The organism is Lyngbya sp. CCY1209 (assembly GCF_055795065.1).
Genome location: NZ_JAYFER010000642.1, coordinates 1 through 21,600 on the forward strand (window position 1 = coordinate 1; position 21,600 = coordinate 21,600).

Below are 21,600 nucleotides of genomic sequence, written 5' to 3' on the forward strand. Positions count from 1 at the left end.
CCTCTATCTTGCTCTTGGCTAGATACTGTAACGGGTTAGTGCGAAAGCCCCGCGTCTTTAGACCGGGGTGAGCTTACATCATATCCGCCAGAATTGTTTGAACAAAAATTATTTCTCCGGAGCAAAAATCTGTACGATCGCGGACGATCGGAACTGGAGATCACGCTTTTTGGATGGAGGGAGACTGGTTGAATTTTAGCCAGTAGGTGTCGATGGTTTGGATCATGTTCGACAGGGCGTCGAAGGAGACGGGTTTGACCAAATAGGAATTGGCCCCCAAATCGTAGGCGCGATCGACGTCCACACTTTCCCGGGACGAGGTCAGTACCACCACGGGGATGCGGCAGACGGCGGACTGTCGTTTGAGCCATTCCAAAACTTCGAGTCCCGAACGGCGGGGGAGTTTCAAGTCGAGCAGTATCAACAGGGGCAGGGGGTGCTGTTCGCGGTTCCCCTCGGCGATCAATTGGTTCAGATGGGCGATCGCGACCTCTCCATCTTCGAGCACCCGCAGGGGCAACTTGGCATCGATCCGCCCGAAGGCGCGCCGAATCAAAAAGACGTCGTTGGAGTCATCTTCGATCAGCAAAATTTCCGACGGGTTCCGTTCCGACACGGGTATCAATCTCCTTTCGAGGTGTGGGGATTTTAAAGTGGAGTGGGACATGGCTGTGGCTGCTTCTAGCTTACGATGTGATATCCCATTGGCTCGATCGCCGTCCACCAACCCAGACTTTCGGTCCGGTCAAAGCCCAGCTCTACGGCAATTCTGACCGGACTGGCGCTGTTTGTGGTCTGGCCGGTCTCGATCTTAGAAATCCTCAGCACGTTTTCTCATCCAACCGAAAGGTCGTCCGACCGCTCCCTGAAAATTCAATCAACCCCTCCCACTTCTCCTCCACTCAAAAAACTGGGAAACAATTAGCCGGAAATCAATCAGGAACCCCATGGGAAGCTCATCCTTTCCAGGTCATCTCGGAATGAAAATTTCAATTCCTTACTTCTCCAAATTATCTCATATTTTGGTCAAATTTTTCGCTTTTTTCCCAACCATTTGAAGACTTGACCGTGAGCGGGTCTGCGGAGACCGACGGGCCGGGGGCGGAATTCGGTGCGCCCTCCCCGGGGGGGGAGGTGGGCAGTTCGAGCCAAAATTGACTCCCCACGTCCGGCTGCGACTCGACCCCGCAGCGCCCGCCCATGCGCTCGATCCCGCGTTTGACGATCGCCAACCCGATCCCCGTGCCGGGGTAGGATTCCACGCCGTGGAGGCGCTCGAACACCCGGAAGATGCGATCGTGGTACTGGGGGTCGATGCCGATGCCGTTGTCTCCCACCCACAACCGCGCCCAGCCGTCGCTTTGGGTCGCCCAGATCGAAACCGTCGGCCGGACGTCGGGGGCAACGAACTTGGCGGCGTTGGCGACCAAATTCGCGATCGCCTGGTAGAGAATGCGGTAGTTCCCGTAGACGACGGGCAGATCGGGGGCAATTTTGAGTTGCACCCCCGCGTCACTCAGCTCCAAATCCAGGGTGTCCCGGATCTCCTCCAACACACCGTCGAGGGCCACCGGGTTCAGGTGGATCTCGGCCCGCCCCAGGCGGCTGTAGGCCAACAGATCTTGGATCAGGGTGTCCATGTGGGTAGCCGCGGCCATGATCCGGTGGGTGTACTCCCGGGCCATGTCGTCCGCCAGTTGGCTGCCGTAATCCTCCCACAGCGCCTGAGTCAGGCCTTGGATCGCCCGCAGGGGGGCGCGGAGGTCGTGGGAAACCGAATAGGAAAAGGATTCGAGTTCCCGGTTGCTCTTCTGGAGTTGTCGCGTCCGCACCCGCACCCGCTCTTCAAGGTGGGCGTTGAGTTGCCGGAGTTCCCGCTCCGCCTCCCGGCGGGCGATGGCGGACGCCAACAAATTCGCCACGGACTGCAGGAAGTTGACGTCGGAGTGCTCGAAGTGGCGTCGGTGGCGGGTGTGAACCCCCAAAACGCCGAACGGACGGTCGTCGGCCCCCTCGATCGCCACGCTGATGCCGCTGACGACCCCGTGATCTTTCAACAGCTCCGGGCCGGAAAACCGGGTTTCCGAGTCCAGCGATTCGACGACGACCGGTTCGCGGCTCAGGAGGGTGTAACCCGCCTGGGAATCCCGGTCAGCCGCGACGACCGCCCGCCCCACCAAGCCTTCAGCCCAACCCACCCCCGCCCTCAACAGCAGGCCGTCTCCCCCGGGGATTCGTTGCAGGATTTTGCTGTATTCCACGCCGAGGCTCTCGGCGACTTCTGCGGCCGTCTCGTCAAACAATTGGGAGAGCTCCAAGCCCGAGAGAGCCTTCTGGGACAGGAGGGCGACATCGGCCTGTTGGCGGAGTTGGGCGGCGAGGTTGAGTTCCGCGTTTTTCCGTTGCGTGATCTCCTCGGTGACGCCGACGACCCGCAGGACTTCCCCGGCCGTGTTGCGGACGAAGGAGGTGCGGACGCGCACCCAGATCTCGGAGCCGTCCGGCCGGCAGACGCGATATTCCTCTTCAAAGGGGGCCCCGGCGATCGCCCGCTCCAAAGCCGTTCCGACGCGATCGCGGTCCTCGGGGTGGACGGCTTCAAACCAACTGTCGGGGCGGTCGTAGAGGCTCTGGCAACTGCGCCCCCACAGCTCCTCGTAGGCGGGGCTGACATAGAGGAGCCGGCCGTAGTCGGGGGTGAAACTGAAGAAAATTTCCCGGATGTGTTCGGCGAACTGCCGGAATTTTTCCTCGGACTCTTTCAGGTCCCGGTGACGCCGTTCGAGTTCTTCCCGGGTCCGTTTGAGATCGGAAATGTCCCGGACGACGGCAATAAAGTGGTTGGGTTCCCCGGTGGGGTGGCGGCGCAGGGAACCGACAAGGGAGACCCAAACGGAGGAACCATCTTTGCGGATGTAGCGCTTTTCCATCGCATAACTCTCGACCTGACCGGCTATCAGTTGTCGTACCCGTTCCAAATCCTCGGAGAGATCCTCGGGATGGGTGATCGACTGAAAGGTTTTTTGCAGTAATTCTTCCCGGGTGTAGCCGACGATATCGCACAATTTTTGATTCACCCGCAGCCAACTGCCGTCAAGTCCGACGTGGGCGATGCCCACCGCCGCCTGTTCAAAGGTGGCGCGGAACAGTTCTTCCGACTCCCGCAGGGCGGTTTCAGCCCGCCGGCGATCGGCGATTTCCCGCCGCAACCGGTCGTTGCTCGTTTCCAGTTGCCGGGTGCGCTCCTCGATGCGGGCTTCGAGTTGGGCGTTGAACTGCCGGATTTGTTCTTCGAGGCGCTTGCGATCGCTGATATCCCGCCCCTCGGGGATGAGGAAAATGGTTTTTCCGTCGCCGTCCAAAATGGGGCGCAGGGAAAAGTCGATGGTGGCCGTCGCATCACCCCGCCCCAGAACGTCAACTTCGTAGCGGACTGGCTCCCCCCGCAGTGCCCCGGCGATCGCCTCCCGCAGTTGTGCCCGGTTCTCGGCCGACCCCCGCCACCAGGGGGCTTCCCAGAAGGGCTTGCCGATGGCATCTTTCGCCTGCACCCCTGCGAAGTCGAGGGCGGTGCGGTTGGCTTCCAGGAGGGTGCCGTCGAGGTCTAGCAGCCCGACGAACTGAAAGGATTGGTTGAAGATGGCCCGGTAGCGCCGTTCCGATTGCAGCAGGGAAGTTTGCGCCTCTTCGCGGCAGGCGTCGATGCGGTTCAAACTGCGGCCGTTCCACCACAGGACGGCCGCGAAGACGAGGATGCCCAGAATGGTGCGGAGGGCGGTCAAGTTTTCGATGCCGACGGGGGAGTAAACTGCGATCGCCAACATCAACAATCCCAGCAGGATCGGGATGGCGACCGTCACCGGCAGCAGGCGTCGGATCATCATGCCCCCGGCGTAGGGGCTGCTGACTTCCGCCATCCACCCCCGGTCCGGGCGGACACCCAAGATGCTCAGGGAGAGCAGCAGCAGGGCGACGGCGGTCTGGATGTCCATCGGGTTGGGGGAGCCGACGTTGTAAAAGGGGGCGAAGTGGTAGAGGTGGCCGACGAGGGCCAAAATTGAGATCAGCAGGGCCAGCAGGCCGCAGAACTGGGCGGCGGCGTTGCGGCCCCTCACCGACAGCAGCACGCCGCCGCCGAGGGTGATCGCGCCGCCGGCGGTGTTGGGGGCGATCGGCCAATTGACGGCCGCGAGTCCACCGCCGGCGAAGAAATCCAGCAGGCCGACCGCCCCGATCAGCACGGCGGTCGCGCCACCGCCCCAAATCAACGCCCGGATCGGGGGGGGCGGGCTGATGCCCCGCAGGTGGTGGCGCTGCCACAGGTCGAGGGCGACCCCCGACCCGATGGCAGCCAGGGCGATGTAGCCCCGGATGGTGAGCCAGTGGGGGAGGGTGGGGGTTCCCGTCCACAGGTTCGCCGCCCATCCCAGCAACCCGACCGCTGCGATCGCGATCGCAGCCCACCGGCTCACTCGCGAAAACTGTTGGATTAACTCGACTTCCGACACCGGATCGGGTTGGGTGACGGCCGAGGTCGGACGGTTCAAGTGTCTTTCCCCCAAATGGTGTTCAGAAAGTGGGCGCGATCGCGGCGATCGACCGCCGATGTGTCGATCGATTCAACTTTGGATTTTAACCCGGTGACCGATGCGACGACTCACCCTCAAGAGAGAGTGTCGGGTGGGAGGGGGCGGAGGGAGCCGAGGGGGCAACGGTCAAGGGGAGGAAGAATACAGATAGGATTTTCCTCCGGTCGCCCCCCTGCCCCAGATCTTTTGCGGTCGGAATTGGATCTGATTGTTTTATTTTTTGTCGTCAACTTTTCGATCTTCTTCCGGAAAGCGGGTGATGTCGTCTTCGCCCAAATATTCGCCGTTCTGCACCTCGATCATCACCAGCGGGATCACCCCGGGATTGTCCACCCGGTGGGGGGTATTCATGGGGACGTAGGTGGACTGTTTGGGGGTGAGGGTAATGTCCTGACCGCCGCAGACCACCTTGGCCGTCCCCGCCACAACGATCCAGTGTTCGCTGCGGTGGTAGTGCATTTGGGTGCTGATGTGGTAGCCCGGATTGATCACGATCCGATTGATCCGGTAGCGATCGCCCTCCTCCAAAACCGTGACGTGGCCCCAGGGCGGGGTACGGGTGGGCTGGGAGGTGGCGGGGGTTTCGCTCGGTTTTTCGGTTTTGGCTTTCGTCATCTTGGCATTCCAGAATAAAAGACAGTCGTTCGGTTTCCAGTCAACCCAATTATATGCAATCTTCCCATCGAGATTAAACCGGAAAATCGACGGTAAATGTCGTCCAGCAGTCCTGACTCGTCACCCGAATTTTGCCGTCGAGTTGTTCGACCAATTTTTCCACCAGCGCCAATCCCAAACCGGTCCCCCCCTGCTTCCAGGGGTCGGCGTTTTGCACCCGGTAGAACTTGTCAAAAATGCGGGGCAGTTCTTTTTCCGGGATTTCGGCCTGGTTGGCAATTTTAAACCGCAGGCGATCGCCGGAGCGGGCGGTCTTTTGAGGCGCTTCGGAAATCCCGCCGGCGCCGCGTTCAACTCCCAGGTGAATTTCCCCGCCGTCGGGGGTGTACTTGCAGGCATTGTTCAACAATTCGGCGATGATCCGCTCCAGGTTGCCGGTGTTGGTGCGGACGGGCGGCAAGTCGGGGGGACAGTCCACGCTCAACACCTGCTGGCGTTCCTGAGCTCGGGAATAGAAGGGTTGGGTGATGCGGGGAATCCAGTTGGAAAGGTTCAATACTTCCAGGCTGATGGGGGCGGTGGAGGCCTCCAATTTTTGCAAGTCCAACAGGTCGTTGATCAGGTTGGTTTCCCGGGAACATTCCGCCTCCAAAATGCTGAGATACCGCTCGCCCCGCTCCGGCGTCGGTGCCAATTTCAGCATATGGATCGCCATCTTCATGTTGGCCAAAGGCGTCCGCAGTTCGTGGGAGACGGTGCTGAGAAAGTCGTCTTTGAGGATGTTCAACTGCTGGAGTTCTTGGACTTTGTGTTGCAGTTCGGCGGTGCGGTCGAGCACCTGTTTTTCCAAGTCGGTGTTGAGGGCTTGAACTTGGTGGTAGAGTTGGGCTTGGTAGATGGCGATCGCCAGTTGGGTCGCCAGTTGTTGCAGGAGGTTGGTTTCGGCGGGCAGCCAGTGGCGGGATTTGTGACACTGCTGCACCTCGATCACGCCCCACAGTTGCCCGTCCTGGAGGATGGGGACTCCTAAATAGGATTCGATCTGTTCTTGGTGCAGGCGCACCCGTTCCGCCGGGGGCAGGTCGCCGGCGCGGATGTCCGGGACGGTGTAGATGTAGTCCCGCTCGAAGGCCTGCAGGTAGTGGGCGATCGCGGTTTGGGTGAGCTGGGGGTGCGAGAGGGAACCGCATCCGGAAGCGGCCGACTCGGCCACCAGTTGTCCGGTTTCGCCGTTGACGACGTGGTAAATCACGACGCGGTCTGCCTCCAGGAGCGATCGCACCTCGGCCACGGTGGTATTCAGAATGTCTTCCAAATTCAGGGATTGGTGGATCTGCAGGGAAATTTTGGCCAGCAGCCGCTCCCGCTGCAACTGTTCGTGCAGTTGGGCCGTCCGTTCGGCCACCTGCTTCTCCAACTGCACGTTGCGGCTCCTGAGCAGTTCCATCTTCTCCGCCTGGAGCTGGTAGACGGACTGCTGCAGTTGTTTCACCACCCGGTACATCTCCGTGGGGTCGAGCATCCGCAGCAGGCTCATCTGGGTGACGATCCCCCGCAGTTCCCCCCCCTCGCCGCACACCAGCAGCCGCTGCACCTGGCGGGCCTGCATCTCCTGGTGCGCCACCCACAGGGAATCCTGGGCCGTCAGGGAAAAGCGGGGTTTCCCCATGATCGTCGCCGCCGGGGTGCGGCTGAGGTCTAACTCCAAAAACTGAGCCAGGAGGATATCCTGGGCCGAGACGATCCCCAGGGGCTTCACTTTCTTTTTCCGGGACGCCTCGTGGATGACCACGCAGCTCGTCTGGTGGGTCGCCATCCGCTGGGCCAAATTCAGGGCGGAGGTGTTGGCCGGCGCCCTGAGTACGTCGGCGATCATCTCGTCGGCTACCCGCCGGGTTCTCAGGATGTTGGAGGGTTGCAGGACTTGCCGAATTCGCTCCGGCGTGATCGCCCCCACCAAATGGCCGTCGCGGTTGAGGACGGGGAGGTGCAGGATCTGGTGCTGGCGGAACATCGACAGGGCGGTAAAAATATCCTGATCTTGGGATTCGGTCAGTTGGTGGACGGCCTCGGACATGACTTCCCCGATGCGGATTTTGTGCAGGGGGGCCTCCCGGGGGTTGTCCAAAATGCCCGTGGCGATCAGTTGCACCAGATCCCGCTCGGTGAAGATGCCCAACAGGTTCGCCCCCTCCGGCGGGGGAGACAGAATGTCCGGGCCGCCGGGGGCCGACTTGTCCACTACCAGCACGCAGGTGGCCCGCAGCCCTTCGGCCGGCCGCACCCCTGCCGTCGCCCCCTCCGAGGTTCCGGGGTCGTCCGTTGTGTTTTGGGGCATCGCGGAGCGGTTGAGCAACTGACCCATCAGGGCGATCGCGTCGGCCAGGGAGGTGTCCGGCGTCACGGTGAGGGGGTAGCGATCGACCGCCTGTTCGAGGGCGGAGGAGTAGTGGGGCGCTGAGTAGGGCATAACCGATGGAGGCGTTGGCCGGTGCGGGTCGCACCCGAGAACCGTTTGCTATTTTTCCTGTATGGTAATCCTAACACTGGGGGGTGAAGGGAATGACCCAATTTTTTGATTTTCTCTATAATGTGGGGGAATTCAAAATGTAAAGTTTTAATAAGTTGAGATGAGCGCGACCTTTCCCCTCGACCGAATTGCCGCCCAATTGGAGAGTCAAAATACCCGTGATCGGATGTTGGCCCTGGCATCCCTGCGGCAGGTCTCCCCGGAAGATGCAGTCCCCCTGATCAAAAAAGTCCTCGACGACCAGAGTTTGCAAATCCGCTCGATGGCGGTTTTCGCCCTGGGAATCAAACCCACTGCCGAATGTTACGGGATTTTGGTAAAATTGCTCGAAAGCGATCCGGACTACGGCATCCGCGCCGACGCGGCCGGGGCCCTGGGCTACCTGGGCGATCGCCGCGCCGTCGAACCCCTGATGCGGGCGTTTTACGAGGATACCGATTGGCTGGTGCGCTTCAGCGCGGCGGTGTCTCTGGGCAATTTGAAAGATCTCCGCGCCCACGAGGTGCTGATTTCGGCCCTCAACAGCGACGAGGTGATCCTCCAACAGGCTGCGATCGCGGCGTTGGGAGAAATTCGCGATCTCGAGGCGATCGACCGGATCTTGGATTTCGCCCAGTCGGAGGATTGGCTGGTACGGCAGCGACTCGCGGAAGCCCTCGGAAATCTCCCGACTTCCAAGAGTGCGGCGGCCCTCAAATACCTGGCGAAAGACGGCCACCCGCAGGTATCGGAAGCTGCCAAAATTGCCCTCGATCGCCTCCGAGAATTGGATGAAAAACTGTTGGAATCATGAACGAAATTTTCAAAGATTGGGGACTGACCTGGGAGGGTTTGAAAACCGGAAAGCGGGGGGAGTATTTGGTGGCGATCCAGGGACTCCTGCTGGTCGGATTCGTCCTGCTTCCCGTCTATCCGATCCCCGGATTGGTGGCCCTGAAATCGTCCCCGTGGATGTATTTAATCTGGGGAATTTCCATTCTATTTGACGCGATCGCCGTCTTTCTCATGGTCAAGGGACTGATGGATTTGGGCGAAAACCTCACCCCGCTCCCCTACCCCAAAGACACCGGAAATTTGATTCAATCTGGCGTCTACAACGTCGTCCGCCACCCCCTTTACAGCGGCTTAATCTTTGTCACCTTCGGCTGGACGCTCTTTTTTCTCAGCCTCTCCCATTTGGCAATAACTGCGATTCTGTTTTTATTTTTGGACATCAAATCTCGGCGGGAGGAACAATGGCTGATCGACAAATATCCCGAATATTCGGAGTACAAACGGCGGGTCAAAAAACTGATTCCGCTGGTTTACTGAATCGCCCCCCCATTCCCTCGAAAGGCGTTTCTGGAAGCGATCGGGCGATCGCATCGATTTGGATCTCGACAACCTTGAAAAAAATGATTCGATTTGCAAGTCTGACGGTGGCTTGCTCCTGGCTCTTGGGTTGCGGCGCAGCCGACGGCAAAATGCAAACGAATTTAGCCGCCTTTTTATCGGCAGTCGGAGACGAAACCGACCCCTCCGATTCTCGCTACAAATATTCCGGCAGAATCGATTTTAGCGACAGTGCCAACCCCGTCATTTTCTACGGGGGTTCGATCATCAACGTCAAATTTAAAGGCACCAGCCTGAAAGCCAAATTTTCCGACAACTCCAACAACGATACGAAAGTCGGATTTATCATCGACGGCGGCGATCTGATTATCAAAGAAGTCGATAAAAATGCCTCAAAACAAGAAATAACCATCGCCACCGGACTCTCCGACGGCACGCACACCTTGGAAATTATCAAACTGGAAGGGCCGGGAAATGGCAACCGGGGTTTGGTGTTTCACGGGTTGGTACTCGACGAAGAAAAAGGCATTCTCGCCGGCGAGAAACCGGCTTTAAAAATAGAAGTGTTCGGCGATTCCGTCACCGAAGGGGCCAGTGCAGGTTGTGCCGAAGGCGACGGCGATTGTGGCGATAACAATGCCTATTTGAGTTTCGCCAATACGTTGGCGAGAGATTTGAATGCGGACATTCACAATAACGGCATCGCCGGTTTGGCTGTGCGGAGCGGAACCGGCTATTTTGAGAGCGGCAATACGGGACTCGATGCCACCTACGACAAACTGAGCCCTTCGTCGGAGGGCGGCTTTTCTCGGACGGACTGGGATTTCGGCCGCTACACCCCCGATTTGGTGATTATGGCGATGGGTGTCAACGACGAATATGGCAACGGTTTGGACGACGTGCCGACGTGGAAAAATGCCTACAAAGCGATCGCCCGCGATATTTACGAAAAATATGGAAATGACAAAAACCGCCCGTTCATTTTTGCCCCGGCTCCCATATGGGCGAGAAATGCGGACAAATACGCGGAAGAAGTGGCGAACGAACTCAAACAGGAGGGTTACAACACCTGGTTTTACAACTATTCTTTTGAAGCGCAAAACGGACACCCCGATCGCGTCGAGTCCAAAAAAATGGCGTCAGAATTGAAACAATTCATCGAAACCAACAATATTTTGAATTAAACAACCATCAAGTCGCACAGGCAGGATGCCTGTGCTACCGATTCGATACCGTAGGGTCAAAAAAAGATCCGATTTACTCCGGATTTACTTTCTCCAGGGGCCAGAACGGAAACTGCTGGTTAACTTGCAGGCGGATTCCCCCGATATTATTTTGGGCGAAGATGTAGGTTTTATCTTGCCAGAGGGGGATGAAAGGAACGTCGCTGGCGAGGCTTTCTTGAATTTCCAAAAAGATCGCCCGACGCTTTTGGGGGTCTTGTTCAGTCCGCTGCTGGTCGATCAATTCGTTGACGCGATCGCTATAATAAAACGATCCCTGATATTGACTCGCCCCCTCTTCACATCCCGTTTCTTCCGAACCTTTCGCGCAGCCCAAAAAGGGCTGGATGTAATTGTCCGCATCCAAGAAATCGGCGTACCAATCCAACATGAACGTCGGATAAATTCCCTTGTCCAAATTTTGATAGGCGGTGGTGGTTTCCACGCTCTTGGGTTCGAGTTGCAACGCGCCGCCCAAATTTTCCTGGGCCAGGGCTTTCAGCGTCGCCGCCAGTGAGGCTCGCTTGTTGGAATTGGCGCCGTACCACAGTTCCACCACGGCGGGATTTTCCGGGGTATATCCGGCCTCGGCGAGGAGTTGTTTGGCTTGGTCAAAATTGCCGTCGCCGTAGGTTTGTTGGAAGACGGGGCTGTAACTTTCAAAGGTGGTAGGGATGAGGCTGTAGAGGGGTTCGGCCTGTCCCCGCAAGATGCGATTATTGATTAAATTGCGGTCGATCAAAGCCGCGATCGCCCGCCGGACTTCCGGTTGATTCAGGGGTTCGGAATTGACGTTCAACACCATATAATTGACCGTATTTCCGTCCGCCGCGATCGCTTGCCAGTTCCCCGCTTCGGCCCCTTCCAATAAACTCGCGATCTGGTCGGGTTCCAAGGAAACGTAAGCCACATCCACCGCATTGCTGCGAAACGAATTGAACAGGTTGGCGGAACTGGTAAATCGCTGCAAATCGATCCCCTCGTTGGCGGGTTTTTCCCCCCAATAATTCTCGAACGGGTCAAGGCGAATCACGTCCACGCCGTATTCCGCCAACACATAGGGTCCGGTGCCCACAAACATATCGGGTTGGAAGGGTCCGTCGATGGCGTAGGCGGCGGGAGACACCGCACAGGTGCCCGAAAAGGCCAGCAGGGACGGAAACGCCGCGAAGGGCCGTTTGAGGGTGATGGTGAGTTCGTATTCCCCCGTCGCCTCAATTGTGTCTATGGTGTCCGCCAGCAGGGACGAGGGGGGCCCGCCTTTTTGGATGAACCGGTCCAGGGAAAATTTCATCGCCTCGGCGTCGAAGGGGGTCCCGTCGTGGAACACCACCCCTTCCCGCAGCGGGATGGTATAGGTGAGGTTGTCGTCGCCGACGGTGGGAAAATCCGTCGCCAGTTCCGGTTGGAGTTCCGTGGTGCCCAGTTTGTAGGCGTAGAGGCGATCGCCGAGGTTGTAGAGGAGGGTTCCGGAGATCACCTCGTAGGCGTCCGCCGGGTCGAGGGTGCGGAGGTTCTGGGTCGTCCCGACGACAATGCGATCGGTGTCCGAAGTGGCGGGGGTTTGGCCCTCGGGTCCGGTTCCGCAGGCGATCGCAACGAAGGCGACCAAACAAAATAAAGCCAGAAATCGGGCGATTGCGGGAATTCGGCGGCGGCGATGCCATCCCGGAGAGGGCGATCGCATCGGGTGTGTTTTCTGCATCTGGTGGGGTGTAATCTCTGCTCTACATTCGATTCTGAACTGTTGATAGTAACATTTTCGCGGTTCGGAATAGCGCTTCCAGATGGGAATGGGAGGCCGGCGGTAGAATGGGCGGGAAAATTCGAGTGTTTGTCAATGTGAACTTCTCCCATCGCGTTCGAGGCTGGTGGCGATCGGAACGATTCGACCTATTGTCCATGGCGGGAAAAGTGGGAAGTGTTGGAGATTTAGATTTCACAAAAATGATTCGAGATTGTTGATTCGATCAATAATTGTTCGGATTCTGTACACTGAGGGCTATACTGGATGTTATATGGGGCCCGATCACCAATGGAACAACCAGACAATGCCAGCAGTGAAAGTACCTTAGCGGCGATCGTCTTTACGGATGTTGAGTCGTTTACCCCCAAAATGGCGGCCGATGAGAAACATACCCTCGGTTTGCTAGACCGGGACTTCAGAATGATGCGGCGATCCTGTCAGCATCACGAGGGAAAAACGATCAAATCCCTGGGGGACGGATTGCTGATGTACTTCAACCGTGCCGAACAGGCCGTTACCTGTGCGACGGAGATCCAAACCGCGATCGCCAAAACCGCCGCCGACCTCCCCGAACGGGATATTTTAGTTCACCGCATCGGAATCCACCTGGGGGATATTTACTTAGTTGATGACGGCCGGGACGTGATGGGAAATGGGGTCAACATCGCTGCCCGACTGCAATCCCTCGCACCCCCGGGAGGAGTCTGCCTTTCCGCCACCGTTTACGAGGTCGTCAAAAATAGCCTCACCCCCAAACCCACCTATATCGGACTGCGAAAACTCAAAGGCATTTCCGAACCCGTCCCCCTCTACCATATCGCCTCTTCCCTGACCCGCGATCGCTCCCGGAAACGGGTTTTTATTTCCTATTCCGCCAAAGATCCCGACACCTCCCTCGCCCAAAAATTCTTTGAAGCCTTGTCGGAGGCGGGACAGGCCGCATTTATGGCCGGCGCCAGCCTAAAATTGGGGGAAGATTGGCCGTACCGGATCGAAACCGAATTGCAACAATGCGATTATTTACTATTGCTATTATCGGAGCGATCGGCGACCAGCGAAATGGTGACGGAGGAAGTGCGGCAGGTCAAAAAACTGCAAGAAAAACGCGACGGAAAACCGATCATCCTACCCATTCGCGTCCAATTTCCCTTGACTTCTCCCCTCAACTACAACCTGCGGGGTTATTTGGATCGGATTCATCAGCGGGAGTGGAATTCGGACGCGGACACGCCCAAACTGATCGGAGAAGTCATCAATTTAATTCAAACCGGAAAGGTTCCGGAAGCGTCCAATATTTCCCAACCTAAAGCCTGGGGCGATCGCACATCCCGTCCCCAACCGGCGGCGGTGCCCGAACTTCCGGAAGGGCAAATGGATGTCGCTTCTATCTTTTATGTAGAACGTCCCCCCGCCGAATCTCGATGTTATGAAACCATCCTCCAATCGGGGGCACTCATTCGGATCAAAGCCCCCCGCCAGATGGGAAAAACCTCTCTGATGGCGCGAGTTTTGCACCACGCCCAAAAGAAACACGGATATTGTTCCGTCCCCCTCAGCTTTCAGTTGGCAGACGGGAAAATTTTTGCGGATTTGGACAAATTTTTGCGCTGGTTTTGCGCCAGCGTGGGGCGGAGGTTGCGCCTCCCCAATCAGTTGAATGACTACTGGGATGAAATTTTCGGCAGCAAAGATAACAGTACGGTTTACTTTGAGGAATATCTGCTCGAAAATATCGACAGTCCGCTCGTTTTGGGACTCGATGAAGTCGATCGCGTCTTTGAACACCCGGAAATTGCGGGAGACTTTTTGGGACTGTTGCGGGCGTGGCATGAACAAGCCAAAAATAACGACATTTGGAAAAAATTGCGCCTCGTGGTCGTGCATTCCACGGAAGTTTATGTGCCGATGGATATCAACCAATCGCCCTTCAATGTGGGACTGCCCATTGAATTATCGGAATTGACCACGGAACAGGTACAAGAATTGGTCGAATTGCACGGATTGAAATTCACCGCCGACGAATTGGAATCTCTGATGCAAATTGTCGGCGGACATCCCTATTTAATTCGGGTGGCACTCTACTATATTTCCCGTCAAGATACGACGATTTCAGAATTTTTAAAAACCGCCCCCACGGAAGCCGGATATTACGGCGATCACCTGCGGGGACACCTGTGGAAGTTGCAACAATATCCCGAGTTGGCGGCGGCGATGGAACAGGTTGTCAACAGTGACGAACCCGTGCGGTTGGAGTCGATAGTGGCATTTAAGCTGCACAGTTTGGGGCTGGTGACGCTGTGCGGAAATGATGCCGGGGTGCGATCGGATTTGTATCGGCTTTATTTCCGCGATCGCCTTTAGTTTTCCCTCACCCCCGGCTCCTCTCCCAATCTTGGGCGAGGGGAGGAAAACTCAGCCCTCACCCCCGGCCCCTCTCCCAATTTTGGGCGAGGGGAGAAGAATTCAGCCCTCACCCCCGGCCCCTCTCCCAATCTTGGGCGAGGGGAGAAGAATTCAGCCCTCACCCCCGGCCCCTCTCCCAATCTTGGGCGAGGGGAGGAAAAACAAATATTATCAAAAATTACTTTCTCGAATCACTATGAATCATCAAAACCCGATTTATCAAGTGGGTGGAAGCCTCCCCGCCGATGCCCCCACCTACGTCAAACGCGAAGCCGACGACGAGTTATATGATGCCCTCAAACGGGGGGAATTCTGCTACGTCCTCAACTCACGCCAGATGGGAAAATCCAGCTTGCGGGTGCAGACGATGCGGCGATTGCAAGCTGAGGGTGTGGCTTGTGTCGCGATCGATATTACCCAAATTGGCAGTCACAATATCACCCCCGATCAGTGGTATTTGGGGATGATAAGAACCGTCGCCAGTACCCTCTCGACTTCCCTCGGCAAACGGGCAAAACTGGCGGCTTGGTGGCGCGATCGCGAGTTGATTTCTCCGGTACAACGACTGGGCGAATTTATCGAAGATATATTGCTAAAAGAAATTGAGAATAATATCGTTATTTTCATCGATGAAATTGATAGTGTCATCAGCCTCAATTTTGATGTCGATGACTTTTTCGCCTTGATTCGCGCCAGCTACAACAAACGCGCCGATCGCCACCATTATAAACGCCTCAGCTTTACTCTCTGCGGTGTCGCCACTCCGTCAGATTTGATCGCGGACAAAACTCGAACGCCCTTCAATATCGGAAAAGCGATCGCCCTCGGCGGTTTCCGGATGCCCGCGGCGTTGCCCCTCGCCCGAGGGTTGGAATCCCGCTGTGAAAACCCGGAAGCGGTCTTAACTGAAATCCTAAATTGGACGAACGGACAGCCGTTTTTGACTCAAAAAATTTGCCGATTAATTTTAGAATATTCCGGCCAAATTATTGCCGGGGAAGAAGCTCAGGTTGTTGCCGATATTATTTCCCAACAAATCATCAAAAATTGGGAGGCGAACGACGAACCGGAACACTTCAAAACGATCCGCGATCGCCTCCTCCGCAATCCCCAACGAGCCGGTCGGCTGCTGGGACTGTATCAGCGGGTCTTGAATGCGATCGACGGAGGGATTGCCGCCGATGATAGTCCCGAACAAATGGAACTGCGCTTGAGTGGATTGGTCGTAAAAACTGGCGGTCAATTGAAAGTTGCAAACCCCACTTACAAAGGAATTTTTAATCAAGATTGGGTGACGCAGGAACTCGCCCAACTGCGACCCTATGCCGAAGCTTTCGAGGCTTGGGAGAAGTCCGGGCGTCAGGATGAGTCACGATTGTTGAAGGGGGAGGCGTTAACTGAGGCGAAAGCCTGGGCGAGAGGAAAAAGTTTGAGCGACAAAGATTATCAGTTTTTGGCGGCGAGCGAACAACTCGACAAACAGGAAATTCAGGCGGCGTTGGAAACGAAATTGGCGGCGGAACAGGAAGCAAAGGAAATTTTAACGAAAGCAAAAAGACGGGCTTCTCTGCTGTCTTGGATTGCGATCGGAATCTTGGGTTTGTCTTTCGGGATGGCGGCTTTTTATTTGAGACGAACCTACACCAATCTCAACTTAGCTGAAATTCGCCTCACCAGTGCTGGAGCAAAGGAATTGCACCTCTCCGGAGGCCAGGAACTCAGTTCAATTGTCACCGCACTGCAAGCCAGCCACAACTTGAAAAAATTACCAGTTTCCTTGTGGTCAAAAGACGATACCCGGGGGAAAGTGATCTCAATCCTTCATGCAGTCCTGGATGGTTCCCGAGAATACAATCGTATCGAGGGGCATCGGAGTCTGGTCAACGGCGTGGCCTTCAGCCCGGACGGGAAAACCATCGCTTCGGCCAGTAATGACAACACGGTGAAATTGTGGAAGCGCGACGGCACCCTCCTCCAAACCCTCGATGGGCATCGGGATTATGTCAACGGCGTGGCCTTCAGCCCGGACGGGGAAACCATCGCTTCGGCCAGTGCAGACAACACGGTGAAGTTGTGGACAGTCGATTTAGATGACCTGATGGCGCAAGCGTGTCAGGTGGTAGGGGACTACTTGAAAAATAACCCCAATGTCACCGATGAGGAACGCCGTTACTGTGGGGTGGACGCTTCGGCAACGGCTCGGTTTTTGCAAGGCGAACAGTTGGCAGCGGAGGCTCAAATTGATGAGGCGGTTTCTCGCTTTCAACAGGCTGTCAAGCTCGACCCGAACTTTCGTTCAAGTTCGGCTCAGATTTTGGTCAAAAGAGGAGAGTTTTTGGCTCGGGATGAGGAGAGAGTTAATCGAGCCATTTTGGCTTTTCAGAACGCTGTAAAATTGGATTCAGATTTAAAGTTTGATCCTGATAATAAAGCCCGTGCGATCGCTTCAATTTTCGAGGGGAGAGATTTGGCAGAAGCGGGTAAAATCGATGAGGCGATCGCAAAATTTAAGGATGCTCAAAAATTAGATGCTGATGTCAAAATTTCGGCTTGGTCTTGGAATGTGCTCTGTCGGTACGGCGGGCTGAATCGACAAGCTGAGAAGGTGATGTTCGCCTGCGATAAAGCGGTCGAAATCGAACCGAAAAATGGGCGGATTCGTGAGATTCGGGGTTTGGCGATGGCTTTGACGGGTGATTTTGATGGGGCGATTGAGGATTTGGAGATGGCGTACAGTGAATGGGAGGAATGGATGGGTGATGAAAATGAAAAGGCAAAACGAAAAGCTTGGATCGATACTCTTAAAAAGGGTGAAAGTCCGTTTACCGATGAGGTATTAGAACAATTGAAAAATCAGTAATTTTCATCAAGGTTCAGAAGACAATAAACCATCGCGATCGCCCCCGATAATTTCCAGCAAACCCACCGTGCCGACAAACAGGGTATAAATCCCGGCTTTGAGGAGATTTCCCCCCCGTCGGCGGGCAAAAAATACGGCTGCGATCGCTTCTACCAAATGACTAATCAGGGCAAATCGGGCGATAAAAATAACCCAGTCAAACACCGGCGGAAGGGAAGCGACGGTCAATTCCCACACCTCCAGGGCGATCGCCCCCGTAATTAATAGCGTTGAAAGTATCTTGATTCCGGATATCAAAATTTTCATTTCGGGCAATCCTCCTTCCTACTCTCCCCCCAGCAACCAAAACCCGGTGTAAGTCATACCCGAATCGTCCGGGCGAACCAGCAGAAAATGCAAGCCTTTCGCCAACTGTTTTCGGGTTTCAAACATCCGCGCCGCCGCCGCGACTTCCTCATCTTCAAACGTGGCGACGACCCAGCGATCGCACAATCCCGCCTCCAAAATCAACCCGTCCGGCGGCCCGGGAACGTAATTGAGTCCGACGGGTTTCGCCTCCGCCAACCACGTCGCCAACTGCATCGACTGGCGTCCCCCGTCAATGACGACACCGGAAATCGGAACCGTCGAAGCCAGTCCCAAATTGAGGGGGATCAGGGACGGCGGCATCTCCAAAAACGGCATCGGGCGATCGCCGAATACCTCCTCAATTTCCCCCGCCGGAAGCGTCGCGAACCGCCAGCGATCGCCCCACAGATCCTCGGGCAGGGGGGTGGGGGGCGGCTTTTCGATCGCCGCCGGATCGGTAGCTTCCCCGGTATACCCCGCCATTTGGGGATAAATGTCCGCCCGTTCCCGCAACCACCGCTTCAACGCCGGCGTCCGGCGAGTCGCCTCCACGGCGATCCCCGACCGTTCCCCGGCCACCTCCAGCAGACTCAGACATTGGGGGCGAAACACCCAAATCCCATCCGGTTTTCCATCCCCAGCGGCTTGTCGCAACTGACCCGCCAACCAATCGGCATTCGCCCGGGACTGGGGACAGGTCGCCACAAACTCGAAATCGCGAGTTTCGTCGCACAGCAGCAGTTCCCACAGCGGCTGTCCGGTTTCGTCTTTCAGGGGACGGCGGTAAAAATCGGCTTGCCAGATCGGCATAGAAAAATTGGCAATTAAGACTCTACAATTTTTTTAGCATGACACCAAAAATATTTGGGTGTCAAACTGGGGGATTCTACCCTTGACTCCGGCGATCGATCCGCGCCACGATGGGAGGGTGGAACGCTCTGACAACACCTATGCCCTACAAACAATATACGCTGACACCGACCCGCGACCCCTATTCCTCCACCGGAATCTATATTCCCATCGACATAGAAGATGCGATCGCCGAATTGGATAAAGCCCTCTCCGACACCGTAAAAACCGAACTGAAAGCGGCTAACAATCTCTTCGATTATCACTTCACCCTGGGGGAATGGATGCGCCAAAATTGGGGGCTGTGGTTGGGTAGCCGGCTGGCGCAGCACTTTCACGATATGAACGTACTCAACCCGGACTTGATGTCGATTTTTCTCCTCCGATCCTATCAGGAACACCTGAACCGTCCCCCGGAAACCGTCGAAACGCTGCTGCACTCCCTGGAAAACAAGCGCCTGACGCCGGATAATTTTTTCCGTAAAGTCGGCGAAGTCGCCCAGAAACTGGTCAATTGCGATCGCGCCAGCTTTTGGTTAATTGACCGAGAAAAGGAGGAGGTGCGGACGAAAGTTGTCGTCAACGACAAACAGAAAACCGTCCGAGTTGCGATCGGTCAAGGCTTGATGGGACAGGTCGCCGAATCGGGCGAAATGATTGCCATTCCGTTCGATTTTTATAAAAGTTCCCATCCCCAAGTCGAAGCGATCAAAGCCCTCGACGATCGCGTTTTTTACCGCACCTGTAGCACCCTAACCATTCCCGTCCGCAAAGCTTCGGGGGAATTGCTGGGGGTGATGCACCTGATCAATAAAACCCAACCCGGCAATTTTCCCCCCTATCATCCGGAAACCCACCCCACCGCGCCGGAACGCTGGCGCACCAGTTTCAATCGAGAAGATATCGCCATTATCGATCGCTTGAATCAAACTGTCTCTCAGTTGATTGATCGAGTTTTTTATTAATATCAAATCCTGATAATTAACACCCAAAATATGTGGTGGCTGTAGGGGCGCAAGCCTTGCGCCCTGACCTCAAAAAAATCCCCCTGCTTTCATGTCCGAGGACGCAGGGGGTGGAAGTTTAGACCGATTTTTAGAATACTAAATCATTCCGTCGCCGCCACCGGTGCGGGTCCGAAAATCTTATCCGTCAGTTTCACATACCAGGCGGCGGACTGCACTTGGATGATATATCCCATCGCGATAATCAGGGCAATGTCCGATCCGGCTTCTCCGAAAACCGTCATGGCGATCGCCAATGCGATAGACAGATTCCGCATCACCGTCCCGTAAACCAGCGCGATCGCATCTTCCCGATTAAATAACGCTTTACCGACAAACGTACTCAGCGCGAAGTTAAACCCATAAATAATAATCAGCGGCACGAAGAAAGATAAAATCGCCACCGGATTTTCGATGATTGATTTCGATTTCAGTGCCATCGCCACGAACACGATACCCAAAACGCCGACGGTGGAGAAAACCGGGAACTTTTGTTTCAGATTCTTGTTGTACTTGCTTTCCCCGACGGTTTTGATCAGAATTTGCTTGGTGACAAATCCCAGGATCATCGGCAAAAAGACGATAATCACGATTTGTTTGAAGACATCGATCAGGGGAATTTCGACCACCGCACCCATCAAATATTTGGCGTAGAGGGGAGTCGCCAAAGACCCGGCGATCAAACCGATGACCGTCATCTTAATGGCGGCATTGAGATTTCCTTTGGCGAATCCCGTCCAAGAAATCGTCATCCCGCTGGTGGGGAGTAGGGAAGTCAGCAATAATCCCAACAAAATTAACGGTTGATCGTTAAAAAACAACTTCCCAACCCCGAAGGCAAAAAAGGGAACGACCGCAAAGTTAATCAACTGAGTGATCCCCTGCAACTTCAAATCTCCACCCCCGAAGACTTTGGAAATTTGCAGGTTGATCATCATGGGATAAACCATCAAGAAGGTGAGGGGAATGATCGTCGCCTTCAAAAATGACGGGTCGAAAATACTGCCAAAGATAATCCCCGCAATCATAAATGAGGGAACCGACCAAATTAGGTTCTGCTTGAGTAGCAATAAGAATTTCCACATTTTATTTAATGTCCCAAACTCTAGAGTTCTTGTAGTAGGGATAATTCATGAATTATCCCTACGGATTAATATTTCGAGCAATGGTATGAGTGCTATGACGGTGAATGGGTTGGAAGAGATAATTTCCACCACTCCCGCATTCCGCCGGTGACGTTATAGACGGTATGATAGCCTTGAGCCACCAGTTGGGTCGCGGCCATCGGACTGCGGTGGGCGGTCAGGCAGATCAGGGCGATCGCGCGCTCGCGGGGCAGTTCCCGAAACCACTCCGGAAGTACCCACCGACGCAGGAAGGACACTTGGCCCATCATGATGCGCGGGAGGCTGAGGTTCACCGCCCCGGCGGCGTGGCCGAAAGAATATTCCAACTCAGACCGGACGTCGATCAACAGGGGCTTGGGAGAGAGTTCCAGGAACTCCTGCGGCGAAATATCGGTCGCCCTCGTTGTAGAAGCAGTTACGTCCACCACGGCGTTTCCCCCGTGCGCGGATCGACCCCCTGCCAGGGCGAAATCCAGATGCGATCGCCGAGAACCGCGACCTGCACCAGTTTCAGGGGACGGTTGGCCGGCCCCCGCTCCACGGAGCCGTCCGGGGCGAACCGGGAACCGTGGCAGGGACATTGAAACTGCCCGTCGTTGCCGTTCCAGGGGAAGGTGCAGCCCAAGTGGGTGCAGTTATTCACAATTCCCCGGCTGTCCAGATTCCCACCTTCGAGCAGCGTCAGGTAGGTCGGCTCTCCGGCCAATCCCGCGATCAGCGCCCGGGTTCCGGGGGGTTCAGCCAAAATCTGGCTGGCGGGAATGGGATTTCCCAGCTTGTCTTTGGCGATAATCGACCCGTCATCCGCGCCTTCTTTGACCGGGGTCACATATTTGGCGGCGGGATACAAAACCACTCCGGCGGTGGTGGCGACAGCGGCTCCCGTGAGGAAGTTGAGCAACTGCCGCCGGGACATCGACGGGCTATTATCTATGGGAAGGGTGTTATCCATCGTTTTTACCTCCTAAATACC

At 55.9% G+C, this 21,600-nt stretch carries 16 protein-coding genes; 6 read left to right on the forward strand and 10 right to left on the reverse strand.

Features of this window, described 5'->3' with window-relative positions; translation table 11 throughout:
* Positions 1-160 precede the first annotated feature (160 nt).
* The 4 genes from AC0QHF_RS25910 to AC0QHF_RS25925 form a co-directional block, all read right to left on the reverse strand.
* The gene (locus AC0QHF_RS25910) at positions 161-616 is read right to left on the reverse strand and encodes a response regulator (protein ID WP_324707161.1); all 456 of its coding nucleotides are present in this window, start codon (positions 614-616) and stop codon (positions 161-163) included.
* Positions 617-1,010: 394 nt separating this feature from the next.
* Positions 1,011-4,547 carry a PAS domain S-box protein gene (locus AC0QHF_RS25915; RefSeq protein WP_324707162.1) on the reverse strand — a complete coding sequence of 1,179 codons (3,537 nt, stop codon included), beginning with the start codon at positions 4,545-4,547 and terminating at the stop codon, positions 1,011-1,013.
* 255 nt (positions 4,548-4,802) lie between these two features.
* Complete coding sequence (locus tag AC0QHF_RS25920; protein ID WP_324707163.1) at positions 4,803-5,204, reverse strand: phosphomannose isomerase type II C-terminal cupin domain; 402 nt, start codon at positions 5,202-5,204, stop codon at positions 4,803-4,805.
* A 73-nt stretch (positions 5,205-5,277) separates the two neighbouring features.
* Positions 5,278-7,674, reverse strand: a complete 2,397-nt coding sequence (locus AC0QHF_RS25925) for a CBS domain-containing protein (RefSeq protein ID WP_324707164.1) — start codon at positions 7,672-7,674, stop codon at positions 5,278-5,280.
* 160 nt (positions 7,675-7,834) lie between these two features.
* Between AC0QHF_RS25925 and AC0QHF_RS25930 the strand changes: the two genes are divergently transcribed.
* The 3 genes from AC0QHF_RS25930 to AC0QHF_RS25940 all read left to right on the forward strand — a co-directional run bounded on the left by AC0QHF_RS25930 (position 7,835) and on the right by AC0QHF_RS25940 (position 10,250).
* Positions 7,835-8,527 carry a HEAT repeat domain-containing protein gene (locus AC0QHF_RS25930; RefSeq protein WP_324707165.1) on the forward strand — a complete coding sequence of 231 codons (693 nt, stop codon included), beginning with the start codon at positions 7,835-7,837 and terminating at the stop codon, positions 8,525-8,527.
* Complete coding sequence (locus AC0QHF_RS25935) at positions 8,524-9,045, forward strand: methyltransferase family protein (protein WP_324707166.1); 522 nt, start codon at positions 8,524-8,526, stop codon at positions 9,043-9,045. The genes AC0QHF_RS25930 and AC0QHF_RS25935 overlap by 4 nt, the downstream gene beginning before the upstream one ends.
* Before the next feature lie 83 nt (positions 9,046-9,128).
* Positions 9,129-10,250, forward strand: coding sequence for a GDSL-type esterase/lipase family protein (locus AC0QHF_RS25940; RefSeq protein ID WP_324707167.1), 1,122 nt, complete (start codon positions 9,129-9,131; stop codon positions 10,248-10,250).
* Between the two features lie 73 nt (positions 10,251-10,323).
* Here AC0QHF_RS25940 and AC0QHF_RS25945 read toward each other — a convergent pair whose 3' ends face one another.
* Complete coding sequence (locus AC0QHF_RS25945; RefSeq protein ID WP_324707168.1) at positions 10,324-11,994, reverse strand: ABC transporter substrate-binding protein; 1,671 nt, start codon at positions 11,992-11,994, stop codon at positions 10,324-10,326.
* Between the two features lie 330 nt (positions 11,995-12,324).
* Between AC0QHF_RS25945 and AC0QHF_RS25950 the strand changes: the two genes are divergently transcribed.
* Together AC0QHF_RS25950 and AC0QHF_RS25955 are read left to right on the forward strand one after the other, a co-directional pair.
* On the forward strand, positions 12,325-14,397 hold the full coding sequence (locus tag AC0QHF_RS25950) for an AAA-like domain-containing protein (protein ID WP_324707169.1): 2,073 nt from the start codon (positions 12,325-12,327) through the stop codon (positions 14,395-14,397).
* A 238-nt stretch (positions 14,398-14,635) separates the two neighbouring features.
* Positions 14,636-17,299 (forward strand): AAA-like domain-containing protein, encoded by a 2,664-nt coding sequence (locus AC0QHF_RS25955; protein ID WP_324707170.1) that lies wholly within the window; start codon positions 14,636-14,638, stop codon positions 17,297-17,299.
* A gap of 6 nt (positions 17,300-17,305) precedes the next feature.
* Here AC0QHF_RS25955 and AC0QHF_RS25960 read toward each other — a convergent pair whose 3' ends face one another.
* Both AC0QHF_RS25960 and AC0QHF_RS25965 read right to left on the reverse strand, forming a co-directional pair.
* Positions 17,306-17,605, reverse strand: coding sequence for a hypothetical protein (locus tag AC0QHF_RS25960; RefSeq protein ID WP_324707171.1), 300 nt, complete (start codon positions 17,603-17,605; stop codon positions 17,306-17,308).
* 18 nt (positions 17,606-17,623) lie between these two features.
* Positions 17,624-18,457 (reverse strand): Tab2/Atab2 family RNA-binding protein, encoded by an 834-nt coding sequence (locus AC0QHF_RS25965; RefSeq protein ID WP_324707172.1) that lies wholly within the window; start codon positions 18,455-18,457, stop codon positions 17,624-17,626.
* A gap of 140 nt (positions 18,458-18,597) precedes the next feature.
* Between AC0QHF_RS25965 and AC0QHF_RS25970 the strand changes: the two genes are divergently transcribed.
* Complete coding sequence (locus tag AC0QHF_RS25970; protein ID WP_324707173.1) at positions 18,598-19,461, forward strand: GAF domain-containing protein; 864 nt, start codon at positions 18,598-18,600, stop codon at positions 19,459-19,461.
* Positions 19,462-19,604: 143 nt separating this feature from the next.
* Here AC0QHF_RS25970 and AC0QHF_RS25975 read toward each other — a convergent pair whose 3' ends face one another.
* The 3 genes from AC0QHF_RS25975 to petC form a co-directional block, all read right to left on the reverse strand.
* Positions 19,605-20,585 (reverse strand): arsenic resistance protein, encoded by a 981-nt coding sequence (locus tag AC0QHF_RS25975; RefSeq protein WP_324707174.1) that lies wholly within the window; start codon positions 20,583-20,585, stop codon positions 19,605-19,607.
* Between the two features lie 92 nt (positions 20,586-20,677).
* A complete protein-coding gene (locus tag AC0QHF_RS25980) occupies positions 20,678-21,055 on the reverse strand; it encodes a rhodanese-like domain-containing protein (protein ID WP_324707175.1) in 378 nt (125 codons plus the stop codon).
* The gene (gene petC / locus AC0QHF_RS25985) at positions 21,043-21,579 is read right to left on the reverse strand and encodes a cytochrome b6-f complex iron-sulfur subunit (RefSeq protein WP_324707176.1); all 537 of its coding nucleotides are present in this window, start codon (positions 21,577-21,579) and stop codon (positions 21,043-21,045) included. Before petC ends, AC0QHF_RS25980 begins: the two co-directional genes overlap by 13 nt.
* Between the last annotated feature and the right edge of the window lie 21 nt (positions 21,580-21,600).

Excerpts from the sequence above, each read along its gene's own strand:
- AC0QHF_RS25950 (WP_324707169.1), top strand. The coding sequence starts at position 12,325 with ATGGAACAACCAGACAATGCCAGCAGTGAAAGTACCTTAGCGGCGATC.
- AC0QHF_RS25930 (WP_324707165.1), top strand. The coding sequence starts at position 7,835 with ATGAGCGCGACCTTTCCCCTCGACCGAATTGCCGCCCAATTGGAGAGT.
- AC0QHF_RS25940 (WP_324707167.1), top strand. The coding sequence starts at position 9,129 with ATGATTCGATTTGCAAGTCTGACGGTGGCTTGCTCCTGGCTCTTGGGT.
- AC0QHF_RS25975 (WP_324707174.1), bottom strand. The coding sequence starts at position 20,585 with ATGTGGAAATTCTTATTGCTACTCAAGCAGAACCTAATTTGGTCGGTT.
- AC0QHF_RS25935 (WP_324707166.1), top strand. The coding sequence starts at position 8,524 with ATGAACGAAATTTTCAAAGATTGGGGACTGACCTGGGAGGGTTTGAAA.
- AC0QHF_RS25965 (WP_324707172.1), bottom strand. The coding sequence starts at position 18,457 with ATGCCGATCTGGCAAGCCGATTTTTACCGCCGTCCCCTGAAAGACGAA.
- AC0QHF_RS25920 (WP_324707163.1), bottom strand. The coding sequence starts at position 5,204 with ATGACGAAAGCCAAAACCGAAAAACCGAGCGAAACCCCCGCCACCTCC.
- AC0QHF_RS25970 (WP_324707173.1), top strand. The coding sequence starts at position 18,598 with ATGCCCTACAAACAATATACGCTGACACCGACCCGCGACCCCTATTCC.
- AC0QHF_RS25945 (WP_324707168.1), bottom strand. The coding sequence starts at position 11,994 with ATGCAGAAAACACACCCGATGCGATCGCCCTCTCCGGGATGGCATCGC.
- AC0QHF_RS25960 (WP_324707171.1), bottom strand. The coding sequence starts at position 17,605 with ATGAAAATTTTGATATCCGGAATCAAGATACTTTCAACGCTATTAATT.
- petC (WP_324707176.1), bottom strand. The coding sequence starts at position 21,579 with ATGGATAACACCCTTCCCATAGATAATAGCCCGTCGATGTCCCGGCGG.
- AC0QHF_RS25925 (WP_324707164.1), bottom strand. The coding sequence starts at position 7,674 with ATGCCCTACTCAGCGCCCCACTACTCCTCCGCCCTCGAACAGGCGGTC.
- AC0QHF_RS25955 (WP_324707170.1), top strand. The coding sequence starts at position 14,636 with ATGAATCATCAAAACCCGATTTATCAAGTGGGTGGAAGCCTCCCCGCC.